The 26,753-nt window shown below is 54.9% G+C and carries 24 protein-coding genes; 14 read left to right on the plus strand and 10 right to left on the minus strand.

Annotated features, from left to right (window positions below; translation table 11 throughout):
- Positions 1 to 106 precede the first annotated feature (106 nt).
- On the plus strand, positions 107 to 451 hold the full coding sequence (locus tag PYL13_RS26395; RefSeq protein ID WP_275643737.1) for a hypothetical protein: 345 nt from the start codon (positions 107 to 109) through the stop codon (positions 449 to 451).
- Between the two features lie 126 nt (positions 452 to 577).
- Here the strand turns inward: PYL13_RS26395 and PYL13_RS26400 are convergent, their stop codons facing one another.
- Positions 578 to 1,348: a helix-turn-helix transcriptional regulator gene (locus PYL13_RS26400; RefSeq protein WP_275643736.1), complete on the minus strand. Its 771-nt coding sequence runs from the start codon at positions 1,346 to 1,348 to the stop codon at positions 578 to 580.
- A gap of 751 nt (positions 1,349 to 2,099) precedes the next feature.
- Here PYL13_RS26400 and PYL13_RS26405 point away from each other — a divergent pair.
- Both PYL13_RS26405 and PYL13_RS26410 read left to right on the plus strand, forming a co-directional pair.
- Positions 2,100 to 3,155, plus strand: coding sequence for a four-carbon acid sugar kinase family protein (locus PYL13_RS26405; RefSeq protein WP_275643735.1), 1,056 nt, complete (start codon positions 2,100 to 2,102; stop codon positions 3,153 to 3,155).
- Positions 3,155 to 3,880 (plus strand): FadR/GntR family transcriptional regulator, encoded by a 726-nt coding sequence (locus tag PYL13_RS26410; protein WP_259149459.1) that lies wholly within the window; start codon positions 3,155 to 3,157, stop codon positions 3,878 to 3,880. The genes PYL13_RS26405 and PYL13_RS26410 overlap by 1 nt, the downstream gene beginning before the upstream one ends.
- Positions 3,881 to 3,968: 88 nt before the next feature.
- Here PYL13_RS26410 and PYL13_RS26415 read toward each other — a convergent pair whose 3' ends face one another.
- From PYL13_RS26415 to PYL13_RS26430, 4 genes are read right to left on the minus strand one after another with little or no spacing between them, the layout of a single operon-like run.
- Positions 3,969 to 5,093 (minus strand): iron-containing alcohol dehydrogenase, encoded by a 1,125-nt coding sequence (locus PYL13_RS26415; RefSeq protein ID WP_275643734.1) that lies wholly within the window; start codon positions 5,091 to 5,093, stop codon positions 3,969 to 3,971.
- Positions 5,094 to 5,105: 12 nt separating this feature from the next.
- On the minus strand, positions 5,106 to 6,017 hold the full coding sequence (locus tag PYL13_RS26420) for a dihydrodipicolinate synthase family protein (protein ID WP_259149457.1): 912 nt from the start codon (positions 6,015 to 6,017) through the stop codon (positions 5,106 to 5,108).
- Positions 6,004 to 6,966 carry a 4-hydroxythreonine-4-phosphate dehydrogenase PdxA gene (gene pdxA / locus PYL13_RS26425; protein WP_275643733.1) on the minus strand — a complete coding sequence of 321 codons (963 nt, stop codon included), beginning with the start codon at positions 6,964 to 6,966 and terminating at the stop codon, positions 6,004 to 6,006. The genes PYL13_RS26420 and pdxA overlap by 14 nt, the downstream gene beginning before the upstream one ends.
- Complete coding sequence (locus PYL13_RS26430; RefSeq protein ID WP_275643732.1) at positions 6,963 to 8,132, minus strand: sialidase family protein; 1,170 nt, start codon at positions 8,130 to 8,132, stop codon at positions 6,963 to 6,965. Before PYL13_RS26430 ends, pdxA begins: the two co-directional genes overlap by 4 nt.
- Before the next feature lie 245 nt (positions 8,133 to 8,377).
- Here PYL13_RS26430 and PYL13_RS26435 point away from each other — a divergent pair, with 245 nt between their 5' ends.
- The 5 genes from PYL13_RS26435 to PYL13_RS26455 all read left to right on the plus strand — a co-directional run bounded on the left by PYL13_RS26435 (position 8,378) and on the right by PYL13_RS26455 (position 14,404).
- The gene (locus tag PYL13_RS26435; RefSeq protein ID WP_259149454.1) at positions 8,378 to 9,286 is read left to right on the plus strand and encodes a DMT family transporter; all 909 of its coding nucleotides are present in this window, start codon (positions 8,378 to 8,380) and stop codon (positions 9,284 to 9,286) included.
- Between the two features lie 112 nt (positions 9,287 to 9,398).
- A complete protein-coding gene (locus PYL13_RS26440) occupies positions 9,399 to 10,871 on the plus strand; it encodes an ABC transporter substrate-binding protein (protein ID WP_441296708.1) in 1,473 nt (490 codons plus the stop codon).
- Between the two features lie 68 nt (positions 10,872 to 10,939).
- The gene (locus PYL13_RS26445) at positions 10,940 to 11,854 is read left to right on the plus strand and encodes an ABC transporter permease (RefSeq protein ID WP_275643730.1); all 915 of its coding nucleotides are present in this window, start codon (positions 10,940 to 10,942) and stop codon (positions 11,852 to 11,854) included.
- 83 nt (positions 11,855 to 11,937) lie between these two features.
- A complete protein-coding gene (locus tag PYL13_RS26450; protein WP_246788313.1) occupies positions 11,938 to 12,795 on the plus strand; it encodes an ABC transporter permease in 858 nt (285 codons plus the stop codon).
- Positions 12,788 to 14,404, plus strand: coding sequence for an ABC transporter ATP-binding protein (locus PYL13_RS26455; RefSeq protein WP_275643729.1), 1,617 nt, complete (start codon positions 12,788 to 12,790; stop codon positions 14,402 to 14,404). The genes PYL13_RS26450 and PYL13_RS26455 overlap by 8 nt, the downstream gene beginning before the upstream one ends.
- Positions 14,405 to 14,452: 48 nt before the next feature.
- On the opposite strand, the gene PYL13_RS26460 is transcribed toward PYL13_RS26455, so the two are convergent.
- The 3 genes from PYL13_RS26460 to PYL13_RS26470 all read right to left on the minus strand — a co-directional run bounded on the left by PYL13_RS26460 (position 14,453) and on the right by PYL13_RS26470 (position 17,994).
- Entirely contained in the window at positions 14,453 to 15,601 is a 1,149-nt protein-coding gene (locus PYL13_RS26460) for a GNAT family N-acetyltransferase (RefSeq protein WP_275643728.1), read from the minus strand.
- Positions 15,602 to 15,760: 159 nt separating this feature from the next.
- Positions 15,761 to 16,936, minus strand: a complete 1,176-nt coding sequence (locus PYL13_RS26465; protein WP_275643727.1) for a CobW family GTP-binding protein — start codon at positions 16,934 to 16,936, stop codon at positions 15,761 to 15,763.
- A 26-nt stretch (positions 16,937 to 16,962) separates the two neighbouring features.
- On the minus strand, positions 16,963 to 17,994 hold the full coding sequence (locus tag PYL13_RS26470; RefSeq protein ID WP_441296709.1) for a D-alanyl-D-alanine carboxypeptidase family protein: 1,032 nt from the start codon (positions 17,992 to 17,994) through the stop codon (positions 16,963 to 16,965).
- Positions 17,995 to 18,228: 234 nt separating this feature from the next.
- On the opposite strand from PYL13_RS26470, the gene PYL13_RS26475 reads away from it, so the two are divergent.
- Together PYL13_RS26475 and PYL13_RS26480 are read left to right on the plus strand one after the other, a co-directional pair.
- The gene (locus PYL13_RS26475) at positions 18,229 to 19,392 is read left to right on the plus strand and encodes a M20 aminoacylase family protein (protein WP_275643725.1); all 1,164 of its coding nucleotides are present in this window, start codon (positions 18,229 to 18,231) and stop codon (positions 19,390 to 19,392) included.
- A 596-nt stretch (positions 19,393 to 19,988) separates the two neighbouring features.
- Positions 19,989 to 20,288 (plus strand): hypothetical protein, encoded by a 300-nt coding sequence (locus PYL13_RS26480; protein WP_250985571.1) that lies wholly within the window; start codon positions 19,989 to 19,991, stop codon positions 20,286 to 20,288.
- A gap of 457 nt (positions 20,289 to 20,745) precedes the next feature.
- On the opposite strand, the gene PYL13_RS26485 is transcribed toward PYL13_RS26480, so the two are convergent.
- Positions 20,746 to 21,498, minus strand: coding sequence for an SDR family oxidoreductase (locus tag PYL13_RS26485; protein WP_275643724.1), 753 nt, complete (start codon positions 21,496 to 21,498; stop codon positions 20,746 to 20,748).
- A 64-nt stretch (positions 21,499 to 21,562) separates the two neighbouring features.
- A complete protein-coding gene (locus tag PYL13_RS26490; RefSeq protein WP_192491486.1) occupies positions 21,563 to 22,132 on the minus strand; it encodes a nucleoside 2-deoxyribosyltransferase in 570 nt (189 codons plus the stop codon).
- Between the two features lie 176 nt (positions 22,133 to 22,308).
- Between PYL13_RS26490 and PYL13_RS26495 the strand changes: the two genes are divergently transcribed.
- The 4 genes from PYL13_RS26495 to PYL13_RS26510 all read left to right on the plus strand — a co-directional run bounded on the left by PYL13_RS26495 (position 22,309) and on the right by PYL13_RS26510 (position 26,651).
- Entirely contained in the window at positions 22,309 to 22,935 is a 627-nt protein-coding gene (locus PYL13_RS26495) for a ribonuclease D (RefSeq protein WP_192491485.1), read from the plus strand.
- A 160-nt stretch (positions 22,936 to 23,095) separates the two neighbouring features.
- Complete coding sequence (locus PYL13_RS26500) at positions 23,096 to 24,364, plus strand: hypothetical protein (RefSeq protein ID WP_275643723.1); 1,269 nt, start codon at positions 23,096 to 23,098, stop codon at positions 24,362 to 24,364.
- Between the two features lie 48 nt (positions 24,365 to 24,412).
- Positions 24,413 to 24,724: a hypothetical protein gene (locus PYL13_RS26505; protein ID WP_275643722.1), complete on the plus strand. Its 312-nt coding sequence runs from the start codon at positions 24,413 to 24,415 to the stop codon at positions 24,722 to 24,724.
- Between the two features lie 319 nt (positions 24,725 to 25,043).
- Positions 25,044 to 26,651 (plus strand): hypothetical protein, encoded by a 1,608-nt coding sequence (locus PYL13_RS26510; RefSeq protein WP_275643721.1) that lies wholly within the window; start codon positions 25,044 to 25,046, stop codon positions 26,649 to 26,651.
- The last annotated feature ends 102 nt before the right edge of the window (positions 26,652 to 26,753 follow it).

A 26,753-nucleotide genomic window follows, 5' to 3' on the forward strand; every position in this document is an offset into this window, starting at 1 on the left:
CCTTGGTCAGAGGTGCATGAGTTAAATATCAACACGAGTGTGTTTGACGGGCTATTTGCCACAAACGCATCGCAGCTGGCCGCACTTTGCGGCATTGGGGACAAATATGTCTATTATTCATCACCGCGCGGGGGCATTGAACCCTGCGCGCCTTGCCAAAATGGCGTGCTCTATTGCCGTTGTTGCTTTTTCCGTTGCGTCCTGTTCCGCCGTCGAGACTCCGCTTCTGTCCGATAACAGCGCACCGAAAATCCAGAACGAAGTCAGTCATCGCGTTTCCGCACCGAAGAAGTCCTATGCCTATGACAAGGCGTCTGTCACGCTGGTCTCAAGCGTTGAAGCGGAGAGCGAGCCTGCTGTTGCCGTTACCAAGGTCAATGATTTCGGTTCATCGCCTTATACCTGCTCGCCGAGCGGTTTTGGCCAGAAGGCTCGCTGCTACCTGCGCTAATATCTGCTTCTGTCAGGCATAACGTGGTGTCGCGGATCAATGTTGCTTCACAAAAAGCTCATTGAGCCGCGATGAGCTCAGGAGAGTTTCGTACAAAAGCAAACTGCAACTTTTGTACGACGACGCTCAGTTTTTCCATTCGTGATGGGTCATTTCTGCATGGTCGAATGCGAAGAAGCGTGATGCGGCTTCCGTACGGTTACGCACATGCATCTTCTTATAGATGTTTCGCACATGTACTTTGACAGTATTTTCCGACAGATGCAGCCTGTCCGCGATAATCTTGTTCTGGGTTCCCTTACACAGAAGATCCAAAATCTGGACTTCCCGTGTCGTGAGGCCGTTGAAGTCATGGTGGTGCTGCTTTGCAGCCGACGCCAAGCCAATGGGCGTGCCAGCATGCGGCATAGCATTGGTTGGTGACTTGGTCTCAACAAGGCGTCCAAGCAGCGCGGACGGGAAATGTTCTCCGCCCTTGATCAACAGATCGACTGCGGCCATGAATACATCCAGCCTCAGACTGAGTGGCAATACGCCATCAATGATCCGTGTTTCAACCAGCTGTTTGAGATAGGATTCCAGCATGCCGACGGCATCAATAACGAGGCCGATCGATGCTGAAGGATGTTTTTCCCGGATGTTGTTCAGGGCATCTTGCAACTGCTGGCCAGCAATTCTGTACAGCAGGACCAGTTTCACATCGGATGTATACCCGTCTTCGATTGCTTGTGGTTGGTTAATGCTGATGACATTACACATGGGGAACTTTTTGCCGAGTGCCTCAACCAGGCATTCGGAAAACAGATCCGCATCCGCGATTAAAAGTAATGTCTGGTTTGTTACTGATGTGTTGTTTATGCGTTCTGCATGAGTCATTCTAGAAGATACCATGAACATTTATGCCTCCCTGAGCGATACGCATTTTTTACTTTCTTATTGTGTTTTTTATTTCGAATCCGCGAAATGATGCATGTCCATTGTTATTAATCACTTGTTAATTATGCTAATATGAAAACCTCATTAAAGAAATGACCCGAAATGATTAGGTAATTAAAATTTTGTAAACGTGATTAACGTGCCGATATTTCAAGATTTTTCATTTTGTGGCGAGTCATCGGGTAAATTGGAAATTCAAGGTTAGGTATTTTTGATATATGAAATTACGGGTTGTATTTTATATGGGTAATGAGTTTTTTGCGCTAATATGAGCGCTTGAGAATGGTTTTGTCTGCCTGATTTTTATTTTTCGACTGTCGCGTGAAATTCTTTTACTTGATGAAATTTGCTCTGAAGTCGCGCTTGCGAAGTTTTCTTTAAGTTTAAATAGAATGCCTCTTTTTTCTCCGGCGCTGTCCGATTCCTTGAATTCAAGGCGTTTTGAGTTCTACGCTCCGGCTATTTGGTTGGGGATTACTGGCGCTTGGTCTGTGCGTTACCCGGTGCTGTTGTCCGGTGTTTTCTGCCTCAATATTTTTGTGGTTTAGGGAATGTGCATTTAGGTCACATTCAACCACACAAGTTGCGATAATTTGTTTTCGACTTGTAAATTTTTGTTGTTTTCATTTCCCGTTATGCGATGATTTACCAAAGGAATTGCGGCCCTTTGAGAGTCCAATTTATGGAAAATTTGTAAAATCGGTACAGCAGCATGAAGTTTGAAGTCGACAGGTTAATGATCGTTGCGGATGATTTGACGGGTGCGCTGGATTCCGCTGCTCCTTTCGCCGCTCATGGTTATTCCGTTACGGTCGTTATCGATCAGGCTGCGCTGGGTGAGGCCGTTGCTGGTGGCGCAGATGTGGTTGCCGTGACCACCCGCAGCCGGGAAATTGCACCGGATGAAGCCGCCAACCGTGTGGCGCTGGCACAAAAACAGCTGGTCAGCCGCATGGCGCTTTTGAAAAAGGTCGACTCACGGCTGAAAGGCAATGTCGAGGCCGAGATTTCAGCGCTTGAGTTCGAGCGTGCAGTTGTTTTGCCTGCCATTCCTGAGTTTGGTCGGGTTGTGACCAATGGCATGATCAGCGGTTTTGGTGTTGAAACACCTATCGCCATTGCTGATCGGCTGGGGACCGTTGCTGAAAGATCGATCATTCCAGACACCAGCACCGTTGAGGCAATGCAGGCGGCATTGGGTCTTTTGCAGGAAAATGATCTTTTGGTCGGCGCATTGTCGCTGGCAAATGCGCTTGCGGCACAATCGGGTCGCCTGCGACTGGACAGTGTCGGCGTGAAAGGCAACAAGCTGCTGATTGCCATCGGGTCGCGCGATCCGATTACCGTTTCGCAAGTTGGTACCTTGCGCGATGCGGCTTCTCATCTGAATTACATTGCTGCGCCAGGTGGTGCTGTTGGGAAAACAGCCGTTGCTGCCGCGCCACTTTCATCGGCGCTCACCCTCGTTCAGGCGGTTGATGGTGCAACGGAACTGTCGTCCGTTGAAGTCGCGGACAATCTTGCAACATCGGTTGCGGCGCTTGATGCGGGTTATGACACTTTGCTCCTGTCGGGCGGTGCGTCGGCGGAAGCCTATTTCGACAAGCAGGGTATTCGCATTTTGACCTTGCTGGGTGAGATTATGCCAGGCTTGCCCGTTGCCAAATATGGCGATCGTCATTTCATCACCAAGTCGGGCGGTTTCGGCGATGCGGAAACACTGGTGCAGGTGGCGGAGAAAATTCTCGGACATGAAGGCGTGAAATAATGCGGACAGTGGAGCAGATTTCACATCGTAAAAGCCTGAGCGAGGTGGTGTTTGAACGGCTGAAACATGCCATCAAATCCGGCGCCTATCAGAGCGATGAACGATTGCCTACCGAACATGAATTGGCGGCGGAATTTGAGGTTTCGCGCCCGGTAGTGCGTGATGCCCTGAAGAAGTTACGCGATCTAGGGCTTGTGTATTCGCGTCAGGGGGCTGGCAGTTTCGTGCGCATACAAGGGGTCAAGCAACCCCTTGGGTTCGGGCCACTGGAAAATATTGCCGATCTGCACAACTGTTATGAATTCCGCATTACCGTGGAACCGGAAGCGGCGGCCTGCGCTGCCGAACGGCACAGCGATACGCAGATCCGGGTCATTCGTCTGGCGCTTGAAGCATTGCAGGATGCAACGAGCCGGCAAAGGCACCGCGAAGATGCCGACTTCATGTTCCACCTGTCGATTGCGCAGGCTTCGGGTAATACATATTTTTCAACGGCCATGGAGGCCTTGAAAGATCATATTGCCATTGGAATGCAGTTCCATGGCCTGTCGCTGAAGAATTCAGCCAGTGGACTGCGACATGTTTTTGATGAACACGCCGCGATTTACGAGGCAATCCGCACGCGCGATTCCGATCTGGCCAGAAACCTGATGCGCCAGCACCTTCGTGGTTCGCGTGACCGGTTGTTTGAGGGGCGCAGGCCCGAACTTGCCCAGGGGGCATAAGGCTTTCTGTTTTGCACATATAAAAACCCCGGCTTTTGACCGGGGTTTTGTTTGCTGTTTTGAATTTGGAGTGCCTGACAGGCAGGTTTCAGAACGCGGCGTTATAGATTGCCAGCACATCCTGCGCTGACATGTCCCGTGGATTGTTATCCATCAGTCTACGGATGGCATGAGCTTCATCTGCCCAGCTCTGCAAGTGCTCCTGCTGCGCACCATGTACCGACAGCTTCATTTCCACACCAAGTGCCTTGCAGAAACCATAGGTCGCGGTGAGCACGGCGGCCGGATCCTTGGAGATAGCAAGGCCAAGTGCATCAAGAACTTCGGCAGTTTTTTCCGCTCGCACCGGCACATTATAGGCCAGCACATGCGGGAAGATGATGGCATTGGCCAGGCCATGCGGCAGACCTAGCCTGGTGCCGAGAGGATAGGCAAGGGCGTGGCCTGCCGCAGTATTGACGGGTCCGAGGCAGATGCCGCCGTAATAGGAGGCGAGCATCATGCCGGCGCGGGCTTCGGTATCCTTGCCGTTTTCCACGGCACGCGCCAGATATTTGCCGACCAGTTGGATGCCCATGCGCGCATAACCATCAATCAGGTCATGGGCGCGAATATTGGTGAAGGCTTCCACACAGTGAGCCATAGCATCAATGCCCGTGGCGGCGGTTACTGCCGGTGGTACCGACCAGGTCAGTTCCGGATCGAGAATGGCGATGTCGGCCAGCAGGTAGGGGCTTTCGACCGCCTTTTTGGAATGGCTAAGGCTGTCGGTAATCAGTGCGCGAATACCGGCTTCAGACCCGGTGCCAGCTGTTGTTGTCACCTGAGCCAGCGCTGTTTTGCGGCCAGCCACCTTGTTGGGGCCAACAACGTCATCCAGCGCCTGCTGACCGTCCCAGAGAGCGGCAACGAGTTTCGCGACATCGAGAACCGAGCCACCACCGAGGCCAACCACCAGATCCGGCTGAACGCTACGTGCCATTTCAATGGCTGCATTGAGCGCTTTGTCATCCGGCTCCGGTGGAATGTCGGCAAAGACGGTGATCGCGCCAGTCAGCTTCAGTCGGTCGACAAAACCAAGCGTGTGTTCGGTGGCAATCACCAGAATGCGTGATGCGCCATTGGCCCATTCGCCCAGCTTGGCAGAGGCGCCAGCGCCTATTTCAAGGCGCTTGGGTTGATGCAGGGTGATCGGTCTAGCCATTCCATCCATGGCGGTTCTCCCTCAAGCTCTTTCAAGCGCGTCCATGCGCGACCAGACATCTGCACGTTCTGCGTCCGACAGTTCGATCAGCGGTGGTGTGACGCGCAGCCAGCCATTGTCGCCGCGACGTTTAGCAACCATGGTTTTCACGGTCGGCAGTTGTACATAGGCGTTGGTCAGTTCGCGCCAGGCGACGATCTTGTCTTGTGCTGCTTTGACTGCGGCTTCCTTGCCCAGCACATTCCAATTGTCGAACACAAAACGAAGTTCAGCGGCGACAAGATTGGAGCTGGCGGTAATGCAGCCTGCACCACCGGCTTGAATCAGCGGCAGAAGCAGCGGATCGGCACCTGCCAGCACGCCGAAATCCGGGAATGCGGCAATCATCGCCTTCATGTTTTCCAGATCGCCTGAACTGTCCTTGATGCCAACAACGACGCCGGGATAATTTTTGCGCAGGCGGGCAATAACCTCATGCGGAATGGCGACGCCCGATACCTGTGGAATGTGATAGAGAACCACTTTCAGGCGGTCGTCTTTCACGCCTTCGATAATACGGGCATATGCACGGTAGATGCCTTCGGCGCTGACACCCTTGTAGTAGAATGGCGGCAGCAAGACCACGCCGTGCACACCGGCCTGAACGGCATGGCGTGTCATTTCAATGGTGTCGGCAATGGCCGTCTGGGCGGTGCCGGGCAGCAGTTTTTCAGGTGCTACGCCACCGGCAATCGCCTTCTCCAGAATATCCATACGCTGTTTCAGGCCGAAGGAATTTGCCTCGCCTGTGGTGCCAAGCAGTGCGACGCCATCGCAGCCTTCGTCCAGCAGCGCTTTGCAATGGGCGGTAAACAGCTGGAAATCCGGGTTGCCATCGGCCGTAACCGGGGTGGTTGCCGCGCAATAAACGCCGCTGAATTCAAACTTTGCCATGTGCATTTTTCCCGGCTATCAGCTTGCGCGCATAGGCGATGGCTGCGTTCATGTTGACGTGATTGGCCTTGCCGGTCCCGGCAATGTCGAAGGCGGTGCCGTGATCGACAGAGGTGCGGTCAATCGGCAGGCCGACGGAGACGTTGACGGCCGTATCGAAGGCCACCAGCTTGATCGGGATGTGACCCTGATCGTGATACTGGGCAATCACCAGATCAAACCCGCCCTGATAGGCGCGGTGGAACACGGTATCCGCCGAAATAGGGCCGTAAACATCCATGCCTTCGGCGCGTGCCTGGGCAACGGCCGGCGCGATGAATTCATCGTCTTCGGTGCCGAACAGACCGTTTTCACCGCAATGCGGGTTAATGCCTGCCACGGCAATCTTCGGCTTGGCATAACCGATACGTTTCAGGTGATCATTTCCGGCCTTGATGGTCGCCAGAATACGCTCTGGTTTGGCGCGGTTGATGGCGTCCTTCAACGACACATGGGTCGAAACATGGATCACCTTTAACCGGTCGGACGCCAGTAACATGAAGGCGGACTTCGAGCCGGTCAGTGACGTCAGCATGCCGGTATGGCCATCATAGTGGTGGCCGGCCGAATTCAGTGCTTCCTTGTTGATTGGCGCGGTGACGATGCAGCCAATCTTGCCGACCATTGAATCTTTCACGGCAGTATCGATGAAGCGGAATGAGGCATCGCCGGAGATGGCGCTGAGTTTACCCCAGGCAACGGGTGCTCCTTCCACTTCCACGTCAACGACCAGTCCGGTCAGGTCCAGATCGATGCCGAGCACTGCTTTGGCGGCTTCCAGCTGTTTGAGATTGCCATAGACCCGCGTATTGGCGCGGTCCTCAGTGCTCATTTCGGCCAGTGCCTTTATGGTGATTTCCGGGCCAACGCCTGCGGGATCGCCCATGGTTATTCCAACGAGTGTGCTCATGCAGTTTCTCCGTCTATCCAGCCCTTGTTCAGGCGGACATATTTGATGGCGCGGCGATAATAGGTGTACGCCAGATGCAAGTTGCCCTGTCCGTCTTCGACCATGGCCGGGTAGGACATTTCCTTATTGTGACCGTCAACAGAATTGTTGGAAAGGCAGTTGCCGGGGCCGTCTTCAACGATACGACGCGTCGGGAAGGTGTGGCCATCATCCGTTGAAACACAAAGCGTGAGGGGCGCACGTGGCACACCCCAGATCGGCACGATGCCACCTTCGGCATTCGGGCGATCGTCCTGTTCTTCCAACTCGTCGTAGAGCGATGCACGACGCTGCGAAAATTCGGCTGATGATACCGGGTTGCACAACAGCGCCACACGTCCGTCCCGCAGTCGAATAGCGGCAATCGATGAATTGTTGTTGGGCACGTCGGTGGCAGTTGGTGCTGACCAGCTTCTGCCGCCATCAAGGCTTTGCGTGCGATAAACAAAATCGGCCTGCCTGCGACGGAAGAAGGCGACCATCTTGCCATTGTCCAGTGGCACGATCGTCATATGCACGCAGCCGAAGCTATCGGGCACATCCGTCACACTCCAGGTCTTGCCGTTGTCGGTGCTGACGGCGACGGCTGCGGTGTCGTGAGTGCCGGTCCAGCGTGCGCCGGGGCGTGGATTGCACAGGAACAGAGGCAACATCCAAGCGCCATCATCGCGCACCACGATGGTCGCGCGGATGAAGGTGCCATTTGCAAGACCAATGTCGCGTGGGTTGCCAGCCGTCATTGTGCCGTCGAATGAGATCGGCCTTGCGATAACGCGGCTTTCATCCTGATTTCCGGAAGGCTGCGCCGTATGAAAAAGGCTGATGGAACCGTCCGGCTCGACAAACAGCATCGGGTTCTGTTCGGAGCGGTTCGGATCGTCGCTCAGCTGGCTGGCTTCAGACCATTGATTGCTCTGTGGTGCCAGCGTCGAGACGTGGATGGAAATGTCGGACTTTCCTTCCAGCGTGCCGCCAAACCATGCGCAGGCAAGTGTGCCGTCAGGTAGGAACCGCAAAAAGGCTGCGTGGTTCTGAATTTTCGGTGAGGGCAGAAATGCCTGCGTCAGTCCGCCTTCGGATGCGGCGATGCGCCCATCCATGCTGGCGGCTATTTCTTCCGGTGTCACTTACGCATCCTCCCTATGATGCTTTTTTCACGTTCATCATTGCTGAATTTGATATGTTGTCAAGTTATGTCTGTTTTTGTTTTTTGTCGATTTCGAGGTTTTGAGTAAATTTTATTGTTTAATATCATATATTTATTTTTTTTAAAAAATTCTTATTCGAACATTAATATCGAACGAATTGACAAATTGTCTATGTTGTAGCAAGCTTGTGTCGGTGAATGTGGGAGCATGCACAGGGAGAAATCATGGTTACGGCGGATGTCCAGCGAAATGATCGCACCATTATGGTGGCGTCATGCTACGTTGCACTGGCTGCAGCGCTGGCCGCTGCGGACGCTGCGGTGATCCGTCTTCTTGCCGGCGAAGTGCATCCCTTTGTTATTGGCTTTTTCAGAAGTGTCTTCGGATTGGCAGTTATTCTGCCGCTGATCGCGACGCGACCGCACATTCTGAAATCGGGTTACAGGTTCCAGCATGTCAGCCGCGCCGCTTTGAAGCTGGCAGCACTCGTTTGTTATTTCGTGGCGTTGGCCGCCGCGCCACTCGCTGATGCGATGGCGATCATGTTCATGACGCCAATCTTTCTGATGATTGGTGCCTGGTTGTGGCTGGGTGAGGCCTTCACGCTGACAAAACTCTTTGCTGTGGTAACCGGGTTTCTCGGTACACTTGTCATTATTCAGCCCGGTGCCGCGGGCGCCGTTGCGCCAGCCCTGCTGTTTGCGCTGGGTGGTTCGGCGCTTCAGGCGCTGGTGCAACTGATGCTCAAGCGCATGTCGGACAAGGACAATACGGAAACGCTGGTGGCCTGGAACCTCATCGTCACCGTGCCGCTGGCGGCCATTCCGGCACTGTTCTTCTGGGCGACGCCCGATCTTCGTCAGTTTTCGCTGCTTGCCCTGCAGGGTGTGATGGGTGCGATCAACATGACACTGATGACCAAGGCCTTCAGCATGGCAGAGGCGTCGCATATTGCGCCTATGGATTTCCTGCGTCTGCCATTTGTTGCGGTCATGGCTTGGGTTCTGTTTGGCGAGGTCGCAGGTTTTTCAACCTGGATCGGCGCCGGAGTGATTTTCCTGTCCACGCTGGCCGTGGCGGGAGGAGGGCGCCTCAAACGGCGTGCGCAGGCTGCGGCCGAGCGCGATATCTAGCTTGAAAATTCGTAACGGCATTCGCAGCGCAGCCGTGGGCGGAAAATCGCAAGGTGCTGCATCAAAAAGGGAGGAACAGATGAAAGGCAAACGGATTTTACTCGGGATGTTGATGGCCACTTCGGTTGTCACGACCGGTTATGCGCAGGCTTCCAAGGATGTGACTGTCGTTCTGGATGAAGAGGTTGATCTGGTTGAGCCGTGCATGGCAACGCGCTCGAACATTGGCCGTATCATTCTGCAGAACGTATCCGAGACGCTGACCGAACTGGATGTGCGCACCAACAAGGGCCTGATGCCACGACTGGCGGAAACGTGGGAAGAAAGCCAGCCTGGCACATGGCGTTTCCATCTACGTAAGGATGCCAAGTTCTCTGACGGTTCGGCATTTGATGCTGCCGACGTCAAACACTCCATCGAACGCGCGATGAGCGACAAGATCTCGTGCGAAACGCCACGTTATTTCGGTGATACCAAAATCGAAGCCAAGGTTGTCGACGACAAGACAATCGACATTACCGCGACGCCCGCACAGCCAATTCTGCCACTGCTGATGACGCTGGTAACGATCGTTCCTTCGGAAACGCCAATCGAGTTTACCCGTCAGCCAATCGGCACCGGTCCATACAAGCTGACCGAATGGAAGGCTGGCCAGAGCATTACGCTTGAGCGCCGCGACGACTATTGGGGCACAGCGCCTGCTGTGACCAAGGCAACCTATGTCTTCCGCGCTGACCCAGCGGTTCGTGCAGCCATGGTGGCCGCCGGCGAAGCCGATCTGGCAACTAATATTTCGGAGCTCGACGCCACCGATCCGAAGATGGACTTCAGCTACCTGAACTCTGAAACTTTCTACATGCGCGTCGATACATCCATCAAGCCGCTGGATGACGTTCGTGTTCGCAAGGCTCTGAACATGGCACTGGACCGCGACGCCTTCATCGGCACGCTGCTGCCGAAGGGTGCCGTCAAGGCCGTTGCCATGGTGCCTCCAAGCACACTTGGCTGGAACCCGGATGTAAAACCACTGCCGTTTGACCCGGAAGGCGCAAAGAAGCTGCTGGAAGAAGCCAAGGCTGACGGTGTTGCCGTTGATACGCCAATCACCATTGTTGGCCGTACCAACAACTTCCCGAACGTCGTTGAAGTTCTGGAAGCTGCCCAGCAGATGTTTGAAGCCGTCGGTTTCAAGGTCAAATTGCAGATGTATGAAGTGGCAGAATTCGAAAAGCAGTATTCCAAGCCTTATCCGGAAAACCGTGGGCCACAGCTCGTTGCTGCCCAGCACGACAATTCGCGCGGTGACCCGGTGTTCTCCATGTACTTCAAGTATGACAGCAAGGGCCGTCAGTCCGGTATCTCCGACCCGAAGGTCGACCAGATGATTGCTGACGCGACCGCTGCGACTGGAGACAAGCGCACGGAAGACTGGAAGAACCTCATCGCTTATCTCTACAACGATGTCGTTGCAGATGTGATGATGTTCCACATGGTTGGTTTCGCTCGCGTCAATCCGCGTATCGATTTCACCCCGACCATCGCGACGAACTCGCAGCTTCAACTGTCTGAAATCGGCTTCAAATAAGCCTTTCCACCCTCAAGGAAAGGCGGAGAATTGTCTTCGCCCTTCCGTTTCTTTCGGGAGTAGACGCGATGGGAAAAAAGATATTCACGCGCATCGTGGCGAGCTTTTTTTCGCTGGTCACGCTTATCGTTATCGTGTTCTTCCTGTCACGACTGACAGGTGATCCGGCGGCCTTGTTCCTGCCGATCGACGCCAGTCAGGAAATGCTCGACAAGTTCCGCGAGTTGCATGGTTTGAACGATCCTCTGATCGAGCAGTTTGCGCGTTATGTGCGCGATGTGATGCAGCTTGATTTCGGCGAATCCATCCGCAAGGCACGTCCTGCCATCGATGTGGTGCTGGAAGCTTTCACCTGGACGTTGCAGCTTGCGCTCATCACCATTACGCTGGTGACTGTTGCGGCAATTGTCATTGGTTCGCTGGCGGCTTTCCGTCCCGGCGGTGTATTTGACCGGCTTGTCTCCCTGTTGTCGCTGATCGGCGCTTCCGCTCCTGATTTCTGGATTGCCATCGTTGGCATCGTGGTATTTTCGGTGACGCTGGGTTGGGTGCCAACCTCTGGCACGGGGACGATCTGGCACTGGATCCTGCCGATTGCCGTGCTGTTCATTCGCCCGTTCGGTCTCATTCTTCAGGTGGTGCGTGGCTCTATGCTGACGGCCTTCGGTTCGGCTTACGTCAAGACCGCGCGCGCCAAGGGCGTCGGTAACCGCTCCATCATCTTCGTTCACACACTGCGCAACGCCATGCTGCCGGTCATCACCGTTATCGGCGATCAGGCCGCTGCCATGTTGAACGGTGCGGTGATTGTTGAAACGATTTTTGGTTTTCCCGGTGTCGGAAAGCTGATGATCGATTCCATCCTGCAGCGCGACTTCAATGTCATCCTTGCCGCGATCATGGTCACGGCACTCGCCATCTTCATCATGAACCTGCTGATCGACATCATCTACAGCTTGCTCGATCCTCGTTTGCGGACCTGAAGGCCATGTCCATGACCAATACTCTTCCAAATGTACAGGCTGTTTCAGCCAAACCTCGCAACCAGGCTTCGGTGCTGCTTGGCATGTTGTGGCGTGACAAGTTCGCGTTCTTTGCTGCCCTGTTCCTGATCCTCGCGACATTCTGCGCTATTTTCGGTCCGATGCTGCTGAGAGATGCGGCAGTGGCGCAGAACCTGCGGGCACGTAACCTGCCACCGTTTTCGCTGGAAAATGGCTGGCTGCTGTTTCTGGGGGCAGACGCGCTTGGCCGCTCGCTTCTGGCACGCATTGTTGTTGCGGCACAGAACACGCTGATGATTGCGGCGGCCGCCGTAATCTGCTCGAGTGTCATTGGCGCACTTCTCGGGCTGGTTGCCGGTTATTCCTCGCCGCGCGTGTCGAATGTCATCATGCGTCTGGCGGATGTCATCATGTCGTTCCCGTCACTGCTGCTGGCCGTGATCGTTCTTTACATGCTGGCGCCTTCGGTCGGCAATATCGTCATCGTTTTGGCCATCACCCGCATCCCGATCTATCTGCGTACCACCCGTGCTGAAGTGCTGGAAATTCGCCAGCGCATGTTCGTGCAGGCGGCGCAGGTGATGGGTGCATCGTCGATGCGCATCGTGTTCCGTCATATCCTGCCGATGGTCATTCCGACACTGGTGACCATTGCCACCTTGGATTTTGCCTTTGTGATGTTGGCAGAATCGTCTCTGTCGTTCCTGGGCATTGGCATCCAGCCACCTGAAGTGACTTGGGGCCTGATGGTCGCGCAGGGCAAACAATATCTGACCAATGCCTGGTGGCTGGCCTTCTGGCCTGGCCTGGCAATCATCCTCACCACCCTGTCGCTCAATCTCCTGTCCAACTGGATGCGCATCGTGCTTGATCCTGTGCAGCGCTGGAGACTTGAAATCGGAGGCAAGAAAAATGGCTGAACATCTGCTTGAGGTTCGCAATCTGTCTGTCCAGTTTCACACGGCGACTGGCATCGTGCAGGCGGTACGCAATATCAGCTGGCATCTGGACCGTGGTGAAACGCTTGCCATTCTCGGCGAAAGCGGATCGGGTAAATCGGTTTCCGCGTCGACCATCATGAACCTGCTGGATATGCCACCGGCGGAAATTACCAGTGGTGAAATCCTGTTTGCCGGGCAGGACCTGCTGAAAATGAGTGACGATGCGCGCAAGCGCATCAATGGCAAACGGATCGCCATGGTGTTTCAGGATCCGCTCAGCCATCTCAATCCGGTTTACACGGTCGGCTGGCAGATCGTTGAAGTCATGCGCATTCATGGTGTGGACGCGGATGCGGCCCGGGCACGGGCGCTGGAATTGTTGAAGCGCGTTGGCCTGCCTGCGCCTGACACCGCGATGGGTAAATATCCGCACCAGTTTTCCGGCGGCCAGCGGCAACGCCTGATGATTGCCATGGCTTTGGCGATGAAGCCGGATATTGTCATTGCCGATGAACCGACAACGGCGCTTGACGTAACTGTTCAGGCCGAGGTTCTGGCACTGCTGGGCGAGTTGCAGAAAGAAACCGGCATGGGCCTGCTGCTGATCACCCACGACCTTGGCGTCGTGGCGGAAATTGCAGACCGTGTGGTTGTCATGAATTCCGGTGAGATCGTGGAAACGGGAACACCGGATGAGGTCTACCACAACCCGCGCCATCCCTACACCAAGAAGCTAATTTCGGCGGCTCCCGGTCAGGGTGAAATGCATGAGCCTGTTGCCACCGGCGAACCGTTGTTGAAGGTCGAAAACCTCTACAAGACCTATGGTGCCTTTCATGCGCTGAAAGGTGTTTCCTTCAACCTCATGCCGGGTGAAACAATGGCTGTGGTTGGCGAAAGTGGCTCTGGCAAGTCGACGCTGGCGCGGGCTTTGCTGCGGTTGGAAGATGCCGATTCCGGCAAAGCGTTATGGAAAGGGCATGATCTGCTGACCATGCCGAAGAAGGAGCTTTATGGTCTTCGCCGGCAATTGCAGATGGTGTTTCAGGATCCGACGCAGTCGCTGAACCCGCGCATGTCCGTCTATCAACTTATCTCCGAGGCCTGGGTCATCCATCCGGAAATCCTGCCGAAGAACAAATGGCGGGCACGCGTTGAAGAATTGCTGCTGCAGGTTGGTCTTTCTGCATCTCATGCCGATCGTTATCCGCACCAGTTTTCGGGCGGCCAACGGCAGCGTATTGCCATTGCCCGCGCACTCGCCTTGGAACCGGAACTCATCGTATGCGATGAAGCCGTGTCGGCGCTTGACGTGTCGATACAGGCGCAGGTTATCGCCCTGCTGGACAAGCTGCGCCGTGAATTGGGCATCGCGTTTATTTTCATCGCGCATGATTTGCCCGTAGTGCGGGACTTTGCCGACCATGTGATGGTGATGAAATCAGGCGAATTGGTGGAAAGCGGAACCGTGCGGCAGATTTTCGAGAACCCGCGTGAGGACTATACACGTCGTCTTCTGGCTGCCGGACTTGATCCTGATCCGCATATTCAGGCGCAGCGTCGGGAAAAACGTTTGCAGCATGCATGAGGGGCCCCCCTCATGTTTCCTGTGGTAGTTCGGACGCGTTGGTGGATGCTAGAAATCTGTCAGCATCCGGCTCCATTGTTCGGATGCCAGACCGCCAATATAGATGTCGCCCAACAGCGCTGCCTGTTTCAGGTCGTCATGACGCGTGCTGATGCAGAAATATCCGCGGTGCCGGAAACTCATCAAACGCTGTCGACCAAGCGCGTTCATCAGGAAGGGTTGCGCCATGCCCTGTGAGGTTGCGTAACCGGCGATATTGAGAAACGCGAACATTTCCCGCGTCACGTCCAGTTCCTTGCCCGGTTGGCACAGAATGTTCAAAACCGTGGCGACCCGCTTTTTATTGCCGAAAAACAGGAAGGCGCCGATAACAGTGCCTTGGCGGTCCTCGACGATGCCGCATTGCAGCTTGCCGAGTTTACGGTTCAATTTTGCCTTTTCAATCAGCCAGTCAAATTCGATTTTCCTCCATTCAGGGCGAATGGCAAAACGGCGGGTCATCGGGGCGATATGTTCAAAAAAGGCCGATGGCTCCTCAAGTTTGCATTGAAAACCAAATTCACCGACCGGTCTGAAACCGGGCTTCCATTTGGCCAGTGCCGTATCGAACATACGGCAGAGCGGTAACATTAGATCGATGCCGGGCAGGTTTATGCGCTTTTGCAGCCGCAGCGCCAGCGCTGCGACCGGTTGGAATACCCGGTGCCAGTCGAGGCTTTGTATTGGCAGGATAATGCCTCCGGCGGCAATGCAGTGGTCCGCACTGGTAGCCGATGACGTGTCGGAAAAACACATGTCCTGCTGGGTGGCGCGCACGTTGCGGGCCAGACGTGCAGCACCCAGTGCCCCTTTGGCGCCGCTGGAGACAAAGGCGCATAACAGACGTGCCACCGTGGTGCGGTCCACGGTGTGAAATGTCATGGGCAAGGCAAAGATTGCGCTGTCGATGTTACCGTTGCCATCGTCGTGAACGATGCTGCCATTGTCGGTCGTATAGGGTGGGCTGTCAAAAAACAGGCTGGCAATGTAAGCGCGCAGTTCCGAGCCGGCTGGGGGCGTTTTTTTGCAAAAGGCGGCGCTGAACAATGTTTCCGCCGCATCGATATCGCCTTTGCGCATGGCGCGGATACCCGCTGCCGCATCAGCTGCGGTGACTGTCGACTGTGATGAGACGGTCTTCAAGCCCGTTGTCGTCATATGCGCGATTACCGATCGAGTGCATCGTATGCGTTCATCGCATTATCTTCGAATAGGTGATTATTCGAATGTTGAGCATAGGGTCGGAAAGTAAAAAAATACTCACCCGGTTGGGTGAGCACAGCTGCAATTACGACCCTGAATGAGACAGTCGGCGCGTCACATGCGCATGCCAGGAATGGCAAGCGGGTTATCGCTCAAAGCCTGCGCATCCGGCTTGTCGATGCGTGGCTTGCCAACGAAGGCGCCAAAAAGATCCTGCACAAATGCTTCCGGCAGATCCTTGGTGATCATCACCATACGGGTGCGACGGTCGTTCGGGTCTGGCCATGCGGCAAGCCGCTCCGGTGCATGGAATATGTTCTGCACACCATGAAGGACCAAAGGTCGCTCGGGATTATCCGCCAGCTGGATAATGGCTTTCATGCGCAGCAATCGCTCGGAATGGGCGGAGCGCAAAAGGTCAATGAACATCTCGATAGCCGTAGGCTCTATCGGGCGGTCGTGAATGATCGAAAAAGAGCGGATGCTCTCATCATGGCGGTTTACATCGTGATGATGGTGGTGGCCATGATGCTCATGCTCATGCTCATGCTCATGCTCATGCTCATGCTCATCATGCTGATGACCATGACTGTGGCTGTGTTCATGGTGGTGATGGGCGTGATCTTCTTCACCCAGCCAGCGGCTTACATCTGCATGTTTGCTGGTCGTGTCATAAAGGCCATTCTCGAGAATGGCAGATGTCAGGTTGGCCCTGTCATCCGCATCCAGAACCGGGGCACGCGGATTAAGCACCTTCAGACGCTCCATCAGCTGCTTGAGCTTTTCTGGGTCGGCGAGTGTTTTTTTTGAGATGATCAGACGGTCGGCGACAGCCGCCTGTTTTACCGCTTCAATATGATTGTCGAGGGTTTGTGCCCCATTGGCAGCGTCGACAACAGTGATCATGCCGTTGAGGACAAAGTTCTGGGCAATGACTGGATTGCCCATGACGGACTGCATCACCGGCGCCGGATCGGCCAGCCCAGTTGTTTCAATGACCACGCGCTTGATCGGTTTGATCTTGCCGGTCTGGATACCGTCCATCAGTTCAGCAAGCGTATCCACCAGTTCACCGCGCACGGTGCAGCACAGGCAGCCATCGGCCAGTTCGACAATCGCATCGCTGGAGGATTCAACCAGCATGTGATCGATGCTGACATCACCAAATTCATTGATGATGATGGCGGCATCCTGCATCACAGGATCTTTCAGCAGGTGGTTGAGCAACGTTGATTTACCAGCTCCGAGGAAGCCGGTGATGATCGAAACGGGAATGCGTGTCTGTGCCATGATACGATGTTGTCTTATGCGCTCAGTCAGAAAGACGGACGCGGGATCGGGATTGGAACATTGACTGCACTGCCCTTGGTGTCGTTGGCAGCAACGGTTTCACTGCCCGGAATGAGGCCAGCAAAGGAATATTGCGGTGGGCGTGTCATTTCCTGAATGTAGGGCGAGTGGGTAATCATGCGCCCGGCATCGTCGCGGCCTTCGCTGCGCACCTTCTGGGCTTTGGGATTACAGATTTCCGAGCTGATGTCGGTGACGGCATCCTGTCCCGGGCCGTAGGCAGCGAGCGACGCAATCGAGGTTCCTGCCCCCGACGACGAGGTCAGGCCCATCTGCAGGAGGTCTGCAGATGCGTCGGTACGTCCACCAAGGCTGTCTGCGCCAAGCACAACGGAGATCACCGAGCGGCCGTTACGGGTTGCAGACGATACCTGGTTGAAGCCGGATGCACAGATAAAGCCAGTCTTCATGCCATCAGCGCCATCGAAGCGGCCGACCAGCATGTTGTAGTTGGCATAGTTTTTCTTGCCGGTGGTCACGCCTTCCAGCGAGAAATAACCGGCATATTCAGGGAATTCACGCTTGAGGATCAGCGCCAGCACGGCAAGGTCGCGGGCCGTGGTGTACTGGCCTTTGCCGGGCAGACCATTCGGATTGATGAAATGGGTCGAAGACATGCCAAGCCGTGCGGCCTGCGCGTTCATCTGCGCCACGAAGTTTTCGTTGGTGCCACCCAGTCTTTCGGCAATGGCTACGGCGACATCGTTGGCGGATTTGATCAGCAGCAGCTTGAGCGCGCTGTCCATGGTCAGTTTCTGGCCGGGCTTGAAATACATCTTGCTGGCGGGCTGATCGGCCGCGCGTTTGCTGACGATCACTTCCGTTTCAGGGCTGATCTTGCCCGACTTCATGGCGCTGAATGCAATGTAGGCGGTCATCAGCTTGGTCAGTGATGCCGGGTACCATTTGCGGAACGCTTCTTCATGAGCGATAACCTTGCCACTTTTGACATCCACCACCATCTTGGGGTTGGCCTGCGCGGTTGTGGCGATTGCCATCAGGCTGGTGGAAGCGGCGACCAGAGCCGTTATCAAACGGCGTGCTGCAGGTGATCTGTGTGCGTGTGGCAAGACGTGTCCTCAAATTCCCGTATTCAATCCGGGATTGGCAATATTCACCATATATGACCAAGGGATGGCAAAGTACATTGATTACGTCAATACTGCGGCGCACTATCCGCAACCGAACTCAACGATTCACACTTTTATATTGAAGGCCCGGGAATTTTCATCATGCCGATTTTGAACAGAGCCGCTGAAATGCAAGCAGAAATTACCGGATGGCGGCATCATCTGCATGAGAACCCTGAAATTCTCTACGACGTATTCAACACGGCAGCCTTCGTCGAAGAAAAACTGAAATCTTTCGGTGTTGACGAGATCGTGACCGGTATTGGCCGCACCGGCGTGGTTGGCATCATCCGTGGCAAGGGTGACAGCGACCGTGTTATCGGCCTGCGGGCAGACATGGATGCGCTGCCAATGGTGGAAGAAACCGGCAAGGCCTGGGCCTCGAAAACATCCGGCAAAATGCATGCCTGCGGACATGACGGGCATATGGCGATGTTGCTAGGGGCTGCGAAATATCTGGCCGAAACACGTAATTTCAACGGTTCCGTTGCAGTGATTTTCCAGCCGGCCGAAGAAGGTGGCGCAGGTGCGCTGGCCATGGTTGAGGACGGGTTCATCGACCGGTTTGGCATTGATGAAGTTTACGGCATGCACAACATGCCGGGCATTGCACTTGGTGAATTTGCCATTCGTAAGGGTGGCATCATGGCAGCGCCTGACAAGTTTTTCATTACCGTAAAGGGCAGGGGCGGACATGCTGCGCAGCCGCACAGCACCATCGATCCGATCGCCATCGCTGCCCAGCTGGTTGGCAGCCTGCAGCTGATCGCGTCGCGCAATACTGACCCCGCGCGCTCCATTGTCGTGTCGGTCACCAAGTTTCAGTCCGGATCCAGCTTCAATATCATTCCCAACGAAGCGGTGCTGGCTGGTACGGTGCGCACATTGGATGAGACGGTTCGGGACCTGGCGGAAAAACGTATCCATCAGGTGGTGGAAGGCCTTGTCGCTGCGCATGGTGCAACGGCGGATTTAGAGTATGAGCGCGCCTGCCCGGTCACTTTCAACCATGCAGCTGAGACGGATCACGCAGCAGCGGTTGCACGCCAGATCGTTGGCGATACCAATGTGAATACCGAGGTCGATCCTTCGATGGCAGGGGAGGACTTTTCCTATATGTTGAAGGAACGTCCCGGCGCCTTTATCTTCATTGGTAATGGTGAAACTGCAGGCCTGCATAACCCGGCCTATGACTTCAACGACGAAGTTATTCCTTACGGTGTTTCGTACTGGGTACGGCTGGTTGAGCAGAGGCTGGCAGATTGATCCCATGGTCCTTGGCAGGCATTCCCTGATTTTCAGTGGCGCACGCCAACAAGGCGGTTGATCCAATCATTTTGGCGGGTTAAGAAGCTGGCGTTGAGTGTCCACGTAGCTCAGCAGGATAGAGCACAGGATTCCTAAGTTAAAATTGGGGGTTGTGCCGGGAAACCGCACAATCGATCTGCTCAAAGTCGGGGAACGCTTCGCTGGGCATCCAGCATGCCAATCCCGAGCCAAGCTCCGGAGAAATCCGGTGAAGGTGTAGAGACTGGATGGGCAGCACCTAACGGCCGTCAAGGTCCATGGTGAAGGGACAGTCCAGACCACGAACGTCTGATGACGGCGGCTAAAGCCGAAGTGGTATGAATCCTGGGGTCGGAGGTTCGAATCCTCTCGTGGACACCAACGAAATACAGCCATTTTCAAAACACCAAATTGGTTTGCGGGTTGGCGGAGAAATCCGGCTTCCTTGCCACTACACGGCTACGTAATCACAAAGCTGTGATTACGGCTCCTGTCTCATGTTCATCAAGCAGTTGATCTCGCACCTGTTACAAGCAACACCTATCTAAGTCGCCATACAGACAAGAGGAGACTTGATGAGACACGAATTTGGACCCTACGTACAGATGGGGACGCTCGCCGAACAGATGGCCACCCACTACCAGATGGATGTGAACCTGGAGTTCGAGCCGCATCTGGCCCATTATATGGATGAGGTTGAGGTCAACATCAAAGCTGACCGTTTCGACCATGTGGGGTTTATGAGCAAGATTTGTGACCGGTTGAACGTGACGCTGCAGACAGCCGCCGAACCCCGCCGCCGTGAGTTCCTGTCTGCTGTCGTGACTGCGCTTCAAGGTCGTATCGATCGTTATTCGCTCGACGTCGCTCAATAGCTTCGCTTACCTTTTAGGCTCTGCTGTTCGGGCCGCCGCCAAGGTGTGCCCGGCTCAGGCTGTTGGGATTTGCCCACACCAAATTGGGCGGCGGTCATCCCCCGGGTATTTGCCGAATTCATTCAATGAATATTTTCCCTGTCGACCAGACTTGATCGTTCCGTTGCCGGCATGAGGTACGGTGCGTGGGATTTTTGTTTTCAGGGCTCTGAAACGGAAAAAGCCTGCCGCGGGAGGAGGTGCGGCAGGCTTTAAACTTGATCGGCAATTGGGAGGAGGAGTATCGCCGATCCACATCTAGCGACGCTGGGAGGAGGAGTGCGTCGCTTCGATGTTTAGATATATAAACCAATCTCCGCCGATGAATAGCGCAAGTCTCGCAACGCAGCAATGCATTTTTGCATAGGTCGGTATTTGCTGCATTGTTTTTGATCACTGCAGGCGAAAAAGCCTTGTTTTACTGGGTTTCCCGATAGATTTGGAAACCTGCAAAGGACTGATTGACCGGCATGATCTCGATGCTGTTGATGTTGATGTGCTTTGGCTGGGTGGCAATCCAGTGAATGGTGTTGGCAATATCATCTGCCGTCAGCGGATTGACGCCCTTATAGAGGTTGTCAGACGCAGCCTGGTTGCCACCGGTACGGACCAGCGTGAACTCTGTCTCGCACATGCCCGGTTCAATCGACGTAACACGCACACCTTTGCCATGCATGTCGGAGCGCAGGCCGAGCGAAAACTGCCGCAAGAAGGCTTTCGTTGCGCCGTAGACATTACCGCCTGTGTAAGGCCAGTTTGCCGCAACCGATGCCAGATTGATGATGATGCCGCGGCGCTCAATCAAGGTTGGCAGAATGCTATGCGTGATGTTCACCAGACCGGTCACGTTGGTGTCGATCATGGTGTGCCAGTCTTTTAGCGGAACCTGTGGCGCGGTTCCCGTGCCAAGTGCCAGGCCGGCATTGTTGACCAGGATGTCAATGTCGCGGAAAGCCTCGGGAAGCGCCTCAAGTGCGGTACGCATGGCGGCTTCGTCGGTAATGTCGAAAACTGAGCCGTAAAAATTGTCGCCCAGTTCCTGTTTCAGGGTCTCGAGGCGTTCTGCGCGACGGCCGGTGCCGATGACTTTCCAGCCATTGGCGATGAAAAGCTTTGCCGTTGCGCGGCCGAAACCAGCCGTTGCGCCGGTAATGAGGATTGTTCCGTTCATGCCGTTGTCTCCATTGCTGGACTTTTGTCGTTCCCAACAAAAGTCCAGTTATCCGGTTCCGTTGCTACAGAAGTTTTTCAGCGGCGACCTTCAGGCATTGCTTGAATGCCGTGAGATCGGTGTAGATTTCGTCCGGTTTTGCATCACCGACAATCAGTGATCCGCCACGGCGCAAAATGCCACCGTGCAGCATCAGGTTGTCAGCCATGTCAAAGTTCTCGATCGACAGTCCGTCCGCGCCACGATAACGGCCTTCGTCGTCCTGTGCGGCGATGCCGTGATAATGGTTCATGATGCGGGTGAAATGATTGTCCGCGACATTGGTGTAAGCGAAAACATGCTTGCCCAGTGCACACATGAAACCCAGCTCGTAGGTCGTGCCGGTATCGGCTGCGATACCGCGAAACGGGGTGAGGTTGGCAATCACACCGTCGGCTTCAAGCATCATCTGCTCGTCGATGGCGTTGATGTTGCAGCCATGCTCAGTCTTGGTTGCTGCAGGCGGAATGGCGAGATCACCGGGCGAGAGCGGTATGAAACCGGCTTCACGGGCCAGTGCTGCTTTTCTGTCCAGCATTTCGCGCGCGTTGGAGAGAAATACCTCCGGTCCGGCAAGATATAGCTTTTTTGTCATGGAGTTTTTCGTCGCAATTGAGGGAAGACGGCCAACCTATCTTGCGATGAAGCATGAAGGCAAGCCCAGGCCAGGCGATGAGTGTCGGCAATGGTGAAAATATATAAAAGCGGTATCGTCGCACCGCTGTTTCCGCTATAGCCGGAACGATGAAAAGATCAGGTCTGGAGCAGAAAATGGCGACGACAATCCGCTGTCACGAGGGTGATATCAGTGCAGAGGATGCGGCGCGTTATACCGGGGCAATCGCCATCGATACGGAAACGCTCGGTCTGGTTCCGCGCCGTGACCGACTGTGTGTGGTACAACTTTCACCTGGTGACGGTTCGGCGGATGTTATTCGCATTGCGGCAGGGCAGACCGAAGCGCCGAACCTTGTGGCGATGCTGGCCGATCCGGCGCGTCAGAAGATCTTTCACTATGGCCGTTTTGATATTGCCGTGCTGTTCCACACCTTCGGGGTCACCTCTGCCCCAGTATTCTGCACCAAGATTGCGTCACGCCTGACCCGCACCTACACCGATCGGCATGGCCTGAAAGACAATCTCAAGGAAATGCTGGAGGTTGATATTTCCAAGGCGCAGCAGTCTTCCGACTGGGCGGCAGCCAAGCTGTCGCAGGCACAGCTTGAATACGCAGCTTCCGACGTTCTTTACCTGCATGCCTTGCGTGACAAGTTGAACGAGCGACTGGTGCGTGACGGACGGGAAGACCATGCAACCGCCTGTTTCGCGTTCCTGCCAACTCGGGCGAAGCTTGATCTTCTCGGCTGGGAAGAGACTGATATTTTTGCCCATAGCTGAGGGCCGTAGCGGAGCGTGAAGTCACTGCGTACTAAGGCAATTGATAAGCTCTACGTTGCTTTAAACCGGGTAGTTTTGGGGCCCGGCTTTTAAATCTTGCTTTACGATTGGTGCCTATCTTCGGGTGTATTCTCTACAGGGATGCAGTCGGGATATTCGCATGCTGCCAGCATTACAGACAGGTTCCGGGATCATTGCATCCGATTTGATGCGTTCAATGCTTGAGGAAGCAGAAGAGCGGCGTCAGGAGCGTGAAAACGAGCTCAAGGGCCTGAAGAAGGATGATGCGGCTGAAGAGAAGATCACGCATGATCCGGTCACTGCTGCTGCCAATCAAAAGATCAATGCCTATTTCTTCGGTAATCTGAAGCAGGAAGGCAACCAGATGGCCGCGTTGATTGGCCGGGTTGCGTCTGCGCTTGGCATTACGCAGGGCGTGGATGAAAGTGGTTTTTCCTTTGCACGACGGTTGCAGGACGCCGTCTCCTTTATGGAGATGGTACCAAAGTCAAATTCTTCCGGTGAGGCAACAGTGGTCAGCGCCTCTTCGCTGAACCTTGATGTCTCGACGATCATTTCTGTGATGGATGGCACTGCTCAGGAAAAAGGTTTGAAGCCGGATGCGGCGACGCAACTGATTGCGCGACTGGCAACACAGGGCAATCTTGCCACTGATGATCCCGATGCATTCAATGAGCAGCTGGCAGGGTATCTGACGGCAATGCGGGCAGCCCTGCCCGAAAACACCAGACAGCTTGAGGAAACAACCGGCCTGAAAGCCATGGGTGTTTCCATCAACGAATTGATTTCCGCTGTCGCCAGTCCCTATGGCGAGGCCGCGCAGAAGATAAAGGGCATACTGGACGAGCAGAGCAAGCTCGACCAGGGAATGACGCTTGAAATGCGCAAGGTGATCCAGCGTCTGGAAGACGTGGCTGATCCCAAATCGCTTGAAGAGTTAAAACAGGAAAAGACCAAACGCGACCCGACCGAGGTGAATGACACCGAGGTGCAGCTTGAGCGTGAGGCCGATATCGAGCAGCGCCAGCACGCGCAAAAGCTGGATGACGTTATCGACATGCACGAAGCCGTTCGTGAGGGCCTGGAACAGGCGAAGAATGGCAAGGACGGCGACGACACAGGCAATGCCGAGGCTGCCGCTGCCGCCCAGATGATCCAGCTGTTATCGGCCGGACTGTCGGTCGAGAAAACAACCACTGCTGATAATGACAATGAGGCGGACGCTGCGGAAGAGGAGCCATCAGGCTCGTCTGACAATAATGATGCTGAAAAGACGGGTCTGGATGAGCAGGCGGCTGATTATGCTGACGCTCTCGATGCCGTGCAGGACGGAAAAAGCGACGCGCCTTTCTGGGTCAGCGTGGATGACAACGGATTATACGAATTGCTCAAGCGCAATGCAGCGTGATTGTGCCATTCGCAGATGCCATGAACGAAACATGATGTGAGTTCTGTAATGCCTGACATTCTGGATATGCTTCACGCTGATAATAGCACGACCAACGGCAACATGATGGATGTCGTGGCACCATCAATGGCCGCTGACCCGTTTTCGGTTGACGAATATTCGATCACCCCGCTCGATGAAATGGAAGACATGCGCCCCAAGGCCCGGGTTCGACTTTACCCCAAGGCCAGTTGGCTCGATGCGCTGTTGCCGCAGCAACAGACTATGGCTGACAGCGTTGAGCCGCCAAAGGCCAGCATTTCCTCTGTCAATTCCGACGATAACGGCCTTTACCGGATGTTTGTCGGCGTCTCGCCTTAAGAGTGGCAGCTCTCAAGCTACAGCCAGCGGCTTATGGTTAGCGAATTATTAAGTTTTTCAACGCATCCTTACATCAGTGATTCTTTATATTCACAAAGCGCCTGCTGTGAATTCGCAGGCGTGTCCCATGGTTGGGAACGGTTCGGTTTTTTCAGCTGAAAAAGGCGACACTGGCCGGGACACCCGCATGAGCGGTCATGAATTTTACCGTCCGTGCGGCTTGTTATTGATGGGCTTACACCATCAATACGCTCATTCAGCAAGCACAGACGCAAGGTCATTTGTTGCGGGTAGTCTTTCAACCTGAATGGAGCGCGTCATGCTTACGCCTGTCCGTGCAGTTGCGAATACGGATATCTCGTTTAACAGCTACACCAGCCAGCAGCAGGGCGGTGCGGCCAGCACAATGACGCCCAATAGCGGGGCTTCCAGCAATGTTGCCCCACAGGAAAACACCAATCTTGGCCGCGCCAGCGTTTTGGCGCTGTCCGGTCAGTTGCAGTTATCGCAAAGTGTGACAGTGCTGGCTGAGGCGCTGGGACGTATACTCAATATTCCGCGCAAGGACGCCGAGAGTGTTGATGATTACGCCAATCGACTTGTGCAGGCCATTCGCGGTCTGTCTTCCAGCGAGCGTGAAGTGCTGAACCAGCAACTTGCCAAGGTGTTGCAGGGACTGACCTTGAAGATCATTGCCGAGGTTTTGAAAAATCCGGCAGGTCCGGATGCTGCGCGGCTTGCTGTTCTCTTGGAAATGACCCGATATAAGGGTGATATGGCGGCCAAGGCCGTCGTATCGTCTTATCGCCAGAATACCGGCAATGATCTTATTGCAGCATTGCCGGTCAAAGATCAGGCTGCAGGTCAATCACAACAGCCTCGTCCTGCCACCATGCAGGGGCCGCCGACACAGGCTGACGCTGCCGGCGCAAAGGCGTCAGAGCAGGCGCAAAAAGCGTTGTTGTCGGCCGTAGTTGTTTCACCTGATGATACCGTTGATGACGCAAAGACGGGAGGACGCCACGGTGTTGCCGCAGCGGCGTCTGCGAGTACTTCTGCTGCACCGACGAAAAAGGATACTGCAGCGTCATCAACTGGTGCCAAACCGGACGTGATCAATGCAGCTGGACCGGCTTTGCAGCAAGAAGATATCGCGGGCGACAATCCTGCAAAGGTGGCAAACCGCAACATCAATGAAGCTGCGACAACAAAGACAGAGAAATCGTCGTCAGAGCCATTGGTTTCCCGTGACGAACGCGCTCTGCCGCGAGCGCATGTTGATGGCCGCGCGGCTGAAACCGCCAAAAACGCTGAAGCGGGCGGGCGCATGGATCCGAAGGGCACACTGACCAAAACGGATTTGGAAAACCTGCTGCTGACATCGCTTGCGGGGCAGAAGTTGCCGCAGCGGGCGGACGGTTCTTCTACCTATCTCGCCGCTATTTCGCAGATGCTGGAAAGCACGCAGCAGGACACCGGCAAACCGGGTGTTGCGGCCAATGCTGCGGGATTTGCCGCTTCCTCATCATCAGATCCTGAAACGCCATTGCCTGCCGCACGTCATGGTGCTGACGGCGTGCCGCAGGGTCTGGGCTTGGCAGATGCCAAAGCCGCACTTGAACAACCGCTTCTGCAATCAGCTCTTGCTAGTCTCAGCAAGGAAGGTCTGGGCATGCCCTTTGTGGCCAATCCGCAGGCCAAGGACGAGCCGGATTCCTCGTCTCCGCATCGCGGTCGGTGGCCGTCTTCCAGTGATGACGGTGAGGAAGGGCAGCAAGATGCTCACGCGCAAGGCGATGAGGGGCAATCCCCGGATGAACAAGCCGAGGCTGAGCAGAATACCGATGAGACAGTTGATGATGGCACTGTAGCCAGCGATAGCGAGAGTGCTGAAGCCTATTATTTGCGTATGGGCGGATTGGCCTAAAGCATCGGTCACCTTCGACATGATACCGTTATGCGATAGCCAATAAAAAACCCGCCGAATGGTTCGGCGGGTTCTTTGTTTCTAACGCTTTCTGACGAAAGC

It is taken from the genome of Agrobacterium sp. Azo12, from assembly GCF_029193765.2.
GTDB lineage: Bacteria > Pseudomonadota > Alphaproteobacteria > Rhizobiales > Rhizobiaceae > Agrobacterium.

What these genes read in the sequence shown, in the direction of transcription:
- PYL13_RS26460 (WP_275643728.1), bottom strand. Translation starts at nt 15,601, where the DNA reads ATGACGACAACGGGCTTGAAGACCGTCTCATCACAGTCGACAGTCACC.
- PYL13_RS26450 (WP_246788313.1), top strand. Translation starts at nt 11,938, where the DNA reads ATGTTGTGGCGTGACAAGTTCGCGTTCTTTGCTGCCCTGTTCCTGATC.
- PYL13_RS26510 (WP_275643721.1), top strand. Translation starts at nt 25,044, where the DNA reads ATGCTTACGCCTGTCCGTGCAGTTGCGAATACGGATATCTCGTTTAAC.
- pdxA (WP_275643733.1), bottom strand. Translation starts at nt 6,966, where the DNA reads ATGAGCACACTCGTTGGAATAACCATGGGCGATCCCGCAGGCGTTGGC.
- PYL13_RS26500 (WP_275643723.1), top strand. Translation starts at nt 23,096, where the DNA reads ATGCTGCCAGCATTACAGACAGGTTCCGGGATCATTGCATCCGATTTG.
- PYL13_RS26400 (WP_275643736.1), bottom strand. Translation starts at nt 1,348, where the DNA reads ATGTTCATGGTATCTTCTAGAATGACTCATGCAGAACGCATAAACAAC.
- PYL13_RS26410 (WP_259149459.1), top strand. Translation starts at nt 3,155, where the DNA reads ATGCGGACAGTGGAGCAGATTTCACATCGTAAAAGCCTGAGCGAGGTG.
- PYL13_RS26475 (WP_275643725.1), top strand. Translation starts at nt 18,229, where the DNA reads ATGCCGATTTTGAACAGAGCCGCTGAAATGCAAGCAGAAATTACCGGA.
- PYL13_RS26445 (WP_275643730.1), top strand. Translation starts at nt 10,940, where the DNA reads ATGGGAAAAAAGATATTCACGCGCATCGTGGCGAGCTTTTTTTCGCTG.
- PYL13_RS26485 (WP_275643724.1), bottom strand. Translation starts at nt 21,498, where the DNA reads ATGAACGGAACAATCCTCATTACCGGCGCAACGGCTGGTTTCGGCCGC.
- PYL13_RS26415 (WP_275643734.1), bottom strand. Translation starts at nt 5,093, where the DNA reads ATGGATGGAATGGCTAGACCGATCACCCTGCATCAACCCAAGCGCCTT.
- PYL13_RS26470 (WP_441296709.1), bottom strand. Translation starts at nt 17,994, where the DNA reads ATGGCAATCGCCACAACCGCGCAGGCCAACCCCAAGATGGTGGTGGAT.
- PYL13_RS26420 (WP_259149457.1), bottom strand. Translation starts at nt 6,017, where the DNA reads ATGGCAAAGTTTGAATTCAGCGGCGTTTATTGCGCGGCAACCACCCCG.
- PYL13_RS26435 (WP_259149454.1), top strand. Translation starts at nt 8,378, where the DNA reads ATGGTTACGGCGGATGTCCAGCGAAATGATCGCACCATTATGGTGGCG.
- PYL13_RS26505 (WP_275643722.1), top strand. Translation starts at nt 24,413, where the DNA reads ATGCCTGACATTCTGGATATGCTTCACGCTGATAATAGCACGACCAAC.
- PYL13_RS26440 (WP_441296708.1), top strand. Translation starts at nt 9,399, where the DNA reads ATGGCCACTTCGGTTGTCACGACCGGTTATGCGCAGGCTTCCAAGGAT.
- PYL13_RS26455 (WP_275643729.1), top strand. Translation starts at nt 12,788, where the DNA reads ATGGCTGAACATCTGCTTGAGGTTCGCAATCTGTCTGTCCAGTTTCAC.
- PYL13_RS26395 (WP_275643737.1), top strand. Translation starts at nt 107, where the DNA reads ATGTCTATTATTCATCACCGCGCGGGGGCATTGAACCCTGCGCGCCTT.
- PYL13_RS26480 (WP_250985571.1), top strand. Translation starts at nt 19,989, where the DNA reads ATGAGACACGAATTTGGACCCTACGTACAGATGGGGACGCTCGCCGAA.
- PYL13_RS26405 (WP_275643735.1), top strand. Translation starts at nt 2,100, where the DNA reads ATGAAGTTTGAAGTCGACAGGTTAATGATCGTTGCGGATGATTTGACG.
- PYL13_RS26465 (WP_275643727.1), bottom strand. Translation starts at nt 16,936, where the DNA reads ATGGCACAGACACGCATTCCCGTTTCGATCATCACCGGCTTCCTCGGA.
- PYL13_RS26490 (WP_192491486.1), bottom strand. Translation starts at nt 22,132, where the DNA reads ATGACAAAAAAGCTATATCTTGCCGGACCGGAGGTATTTCTCTCCAAC.
- PYL13_RS26495 (WP_192491485.1), top strand. Translation starts at nt 22,309, where the DNA reads ATGGCGACGACAATCCGCTGTCACGAGGGTGATATCAGTGCAGAGGAT.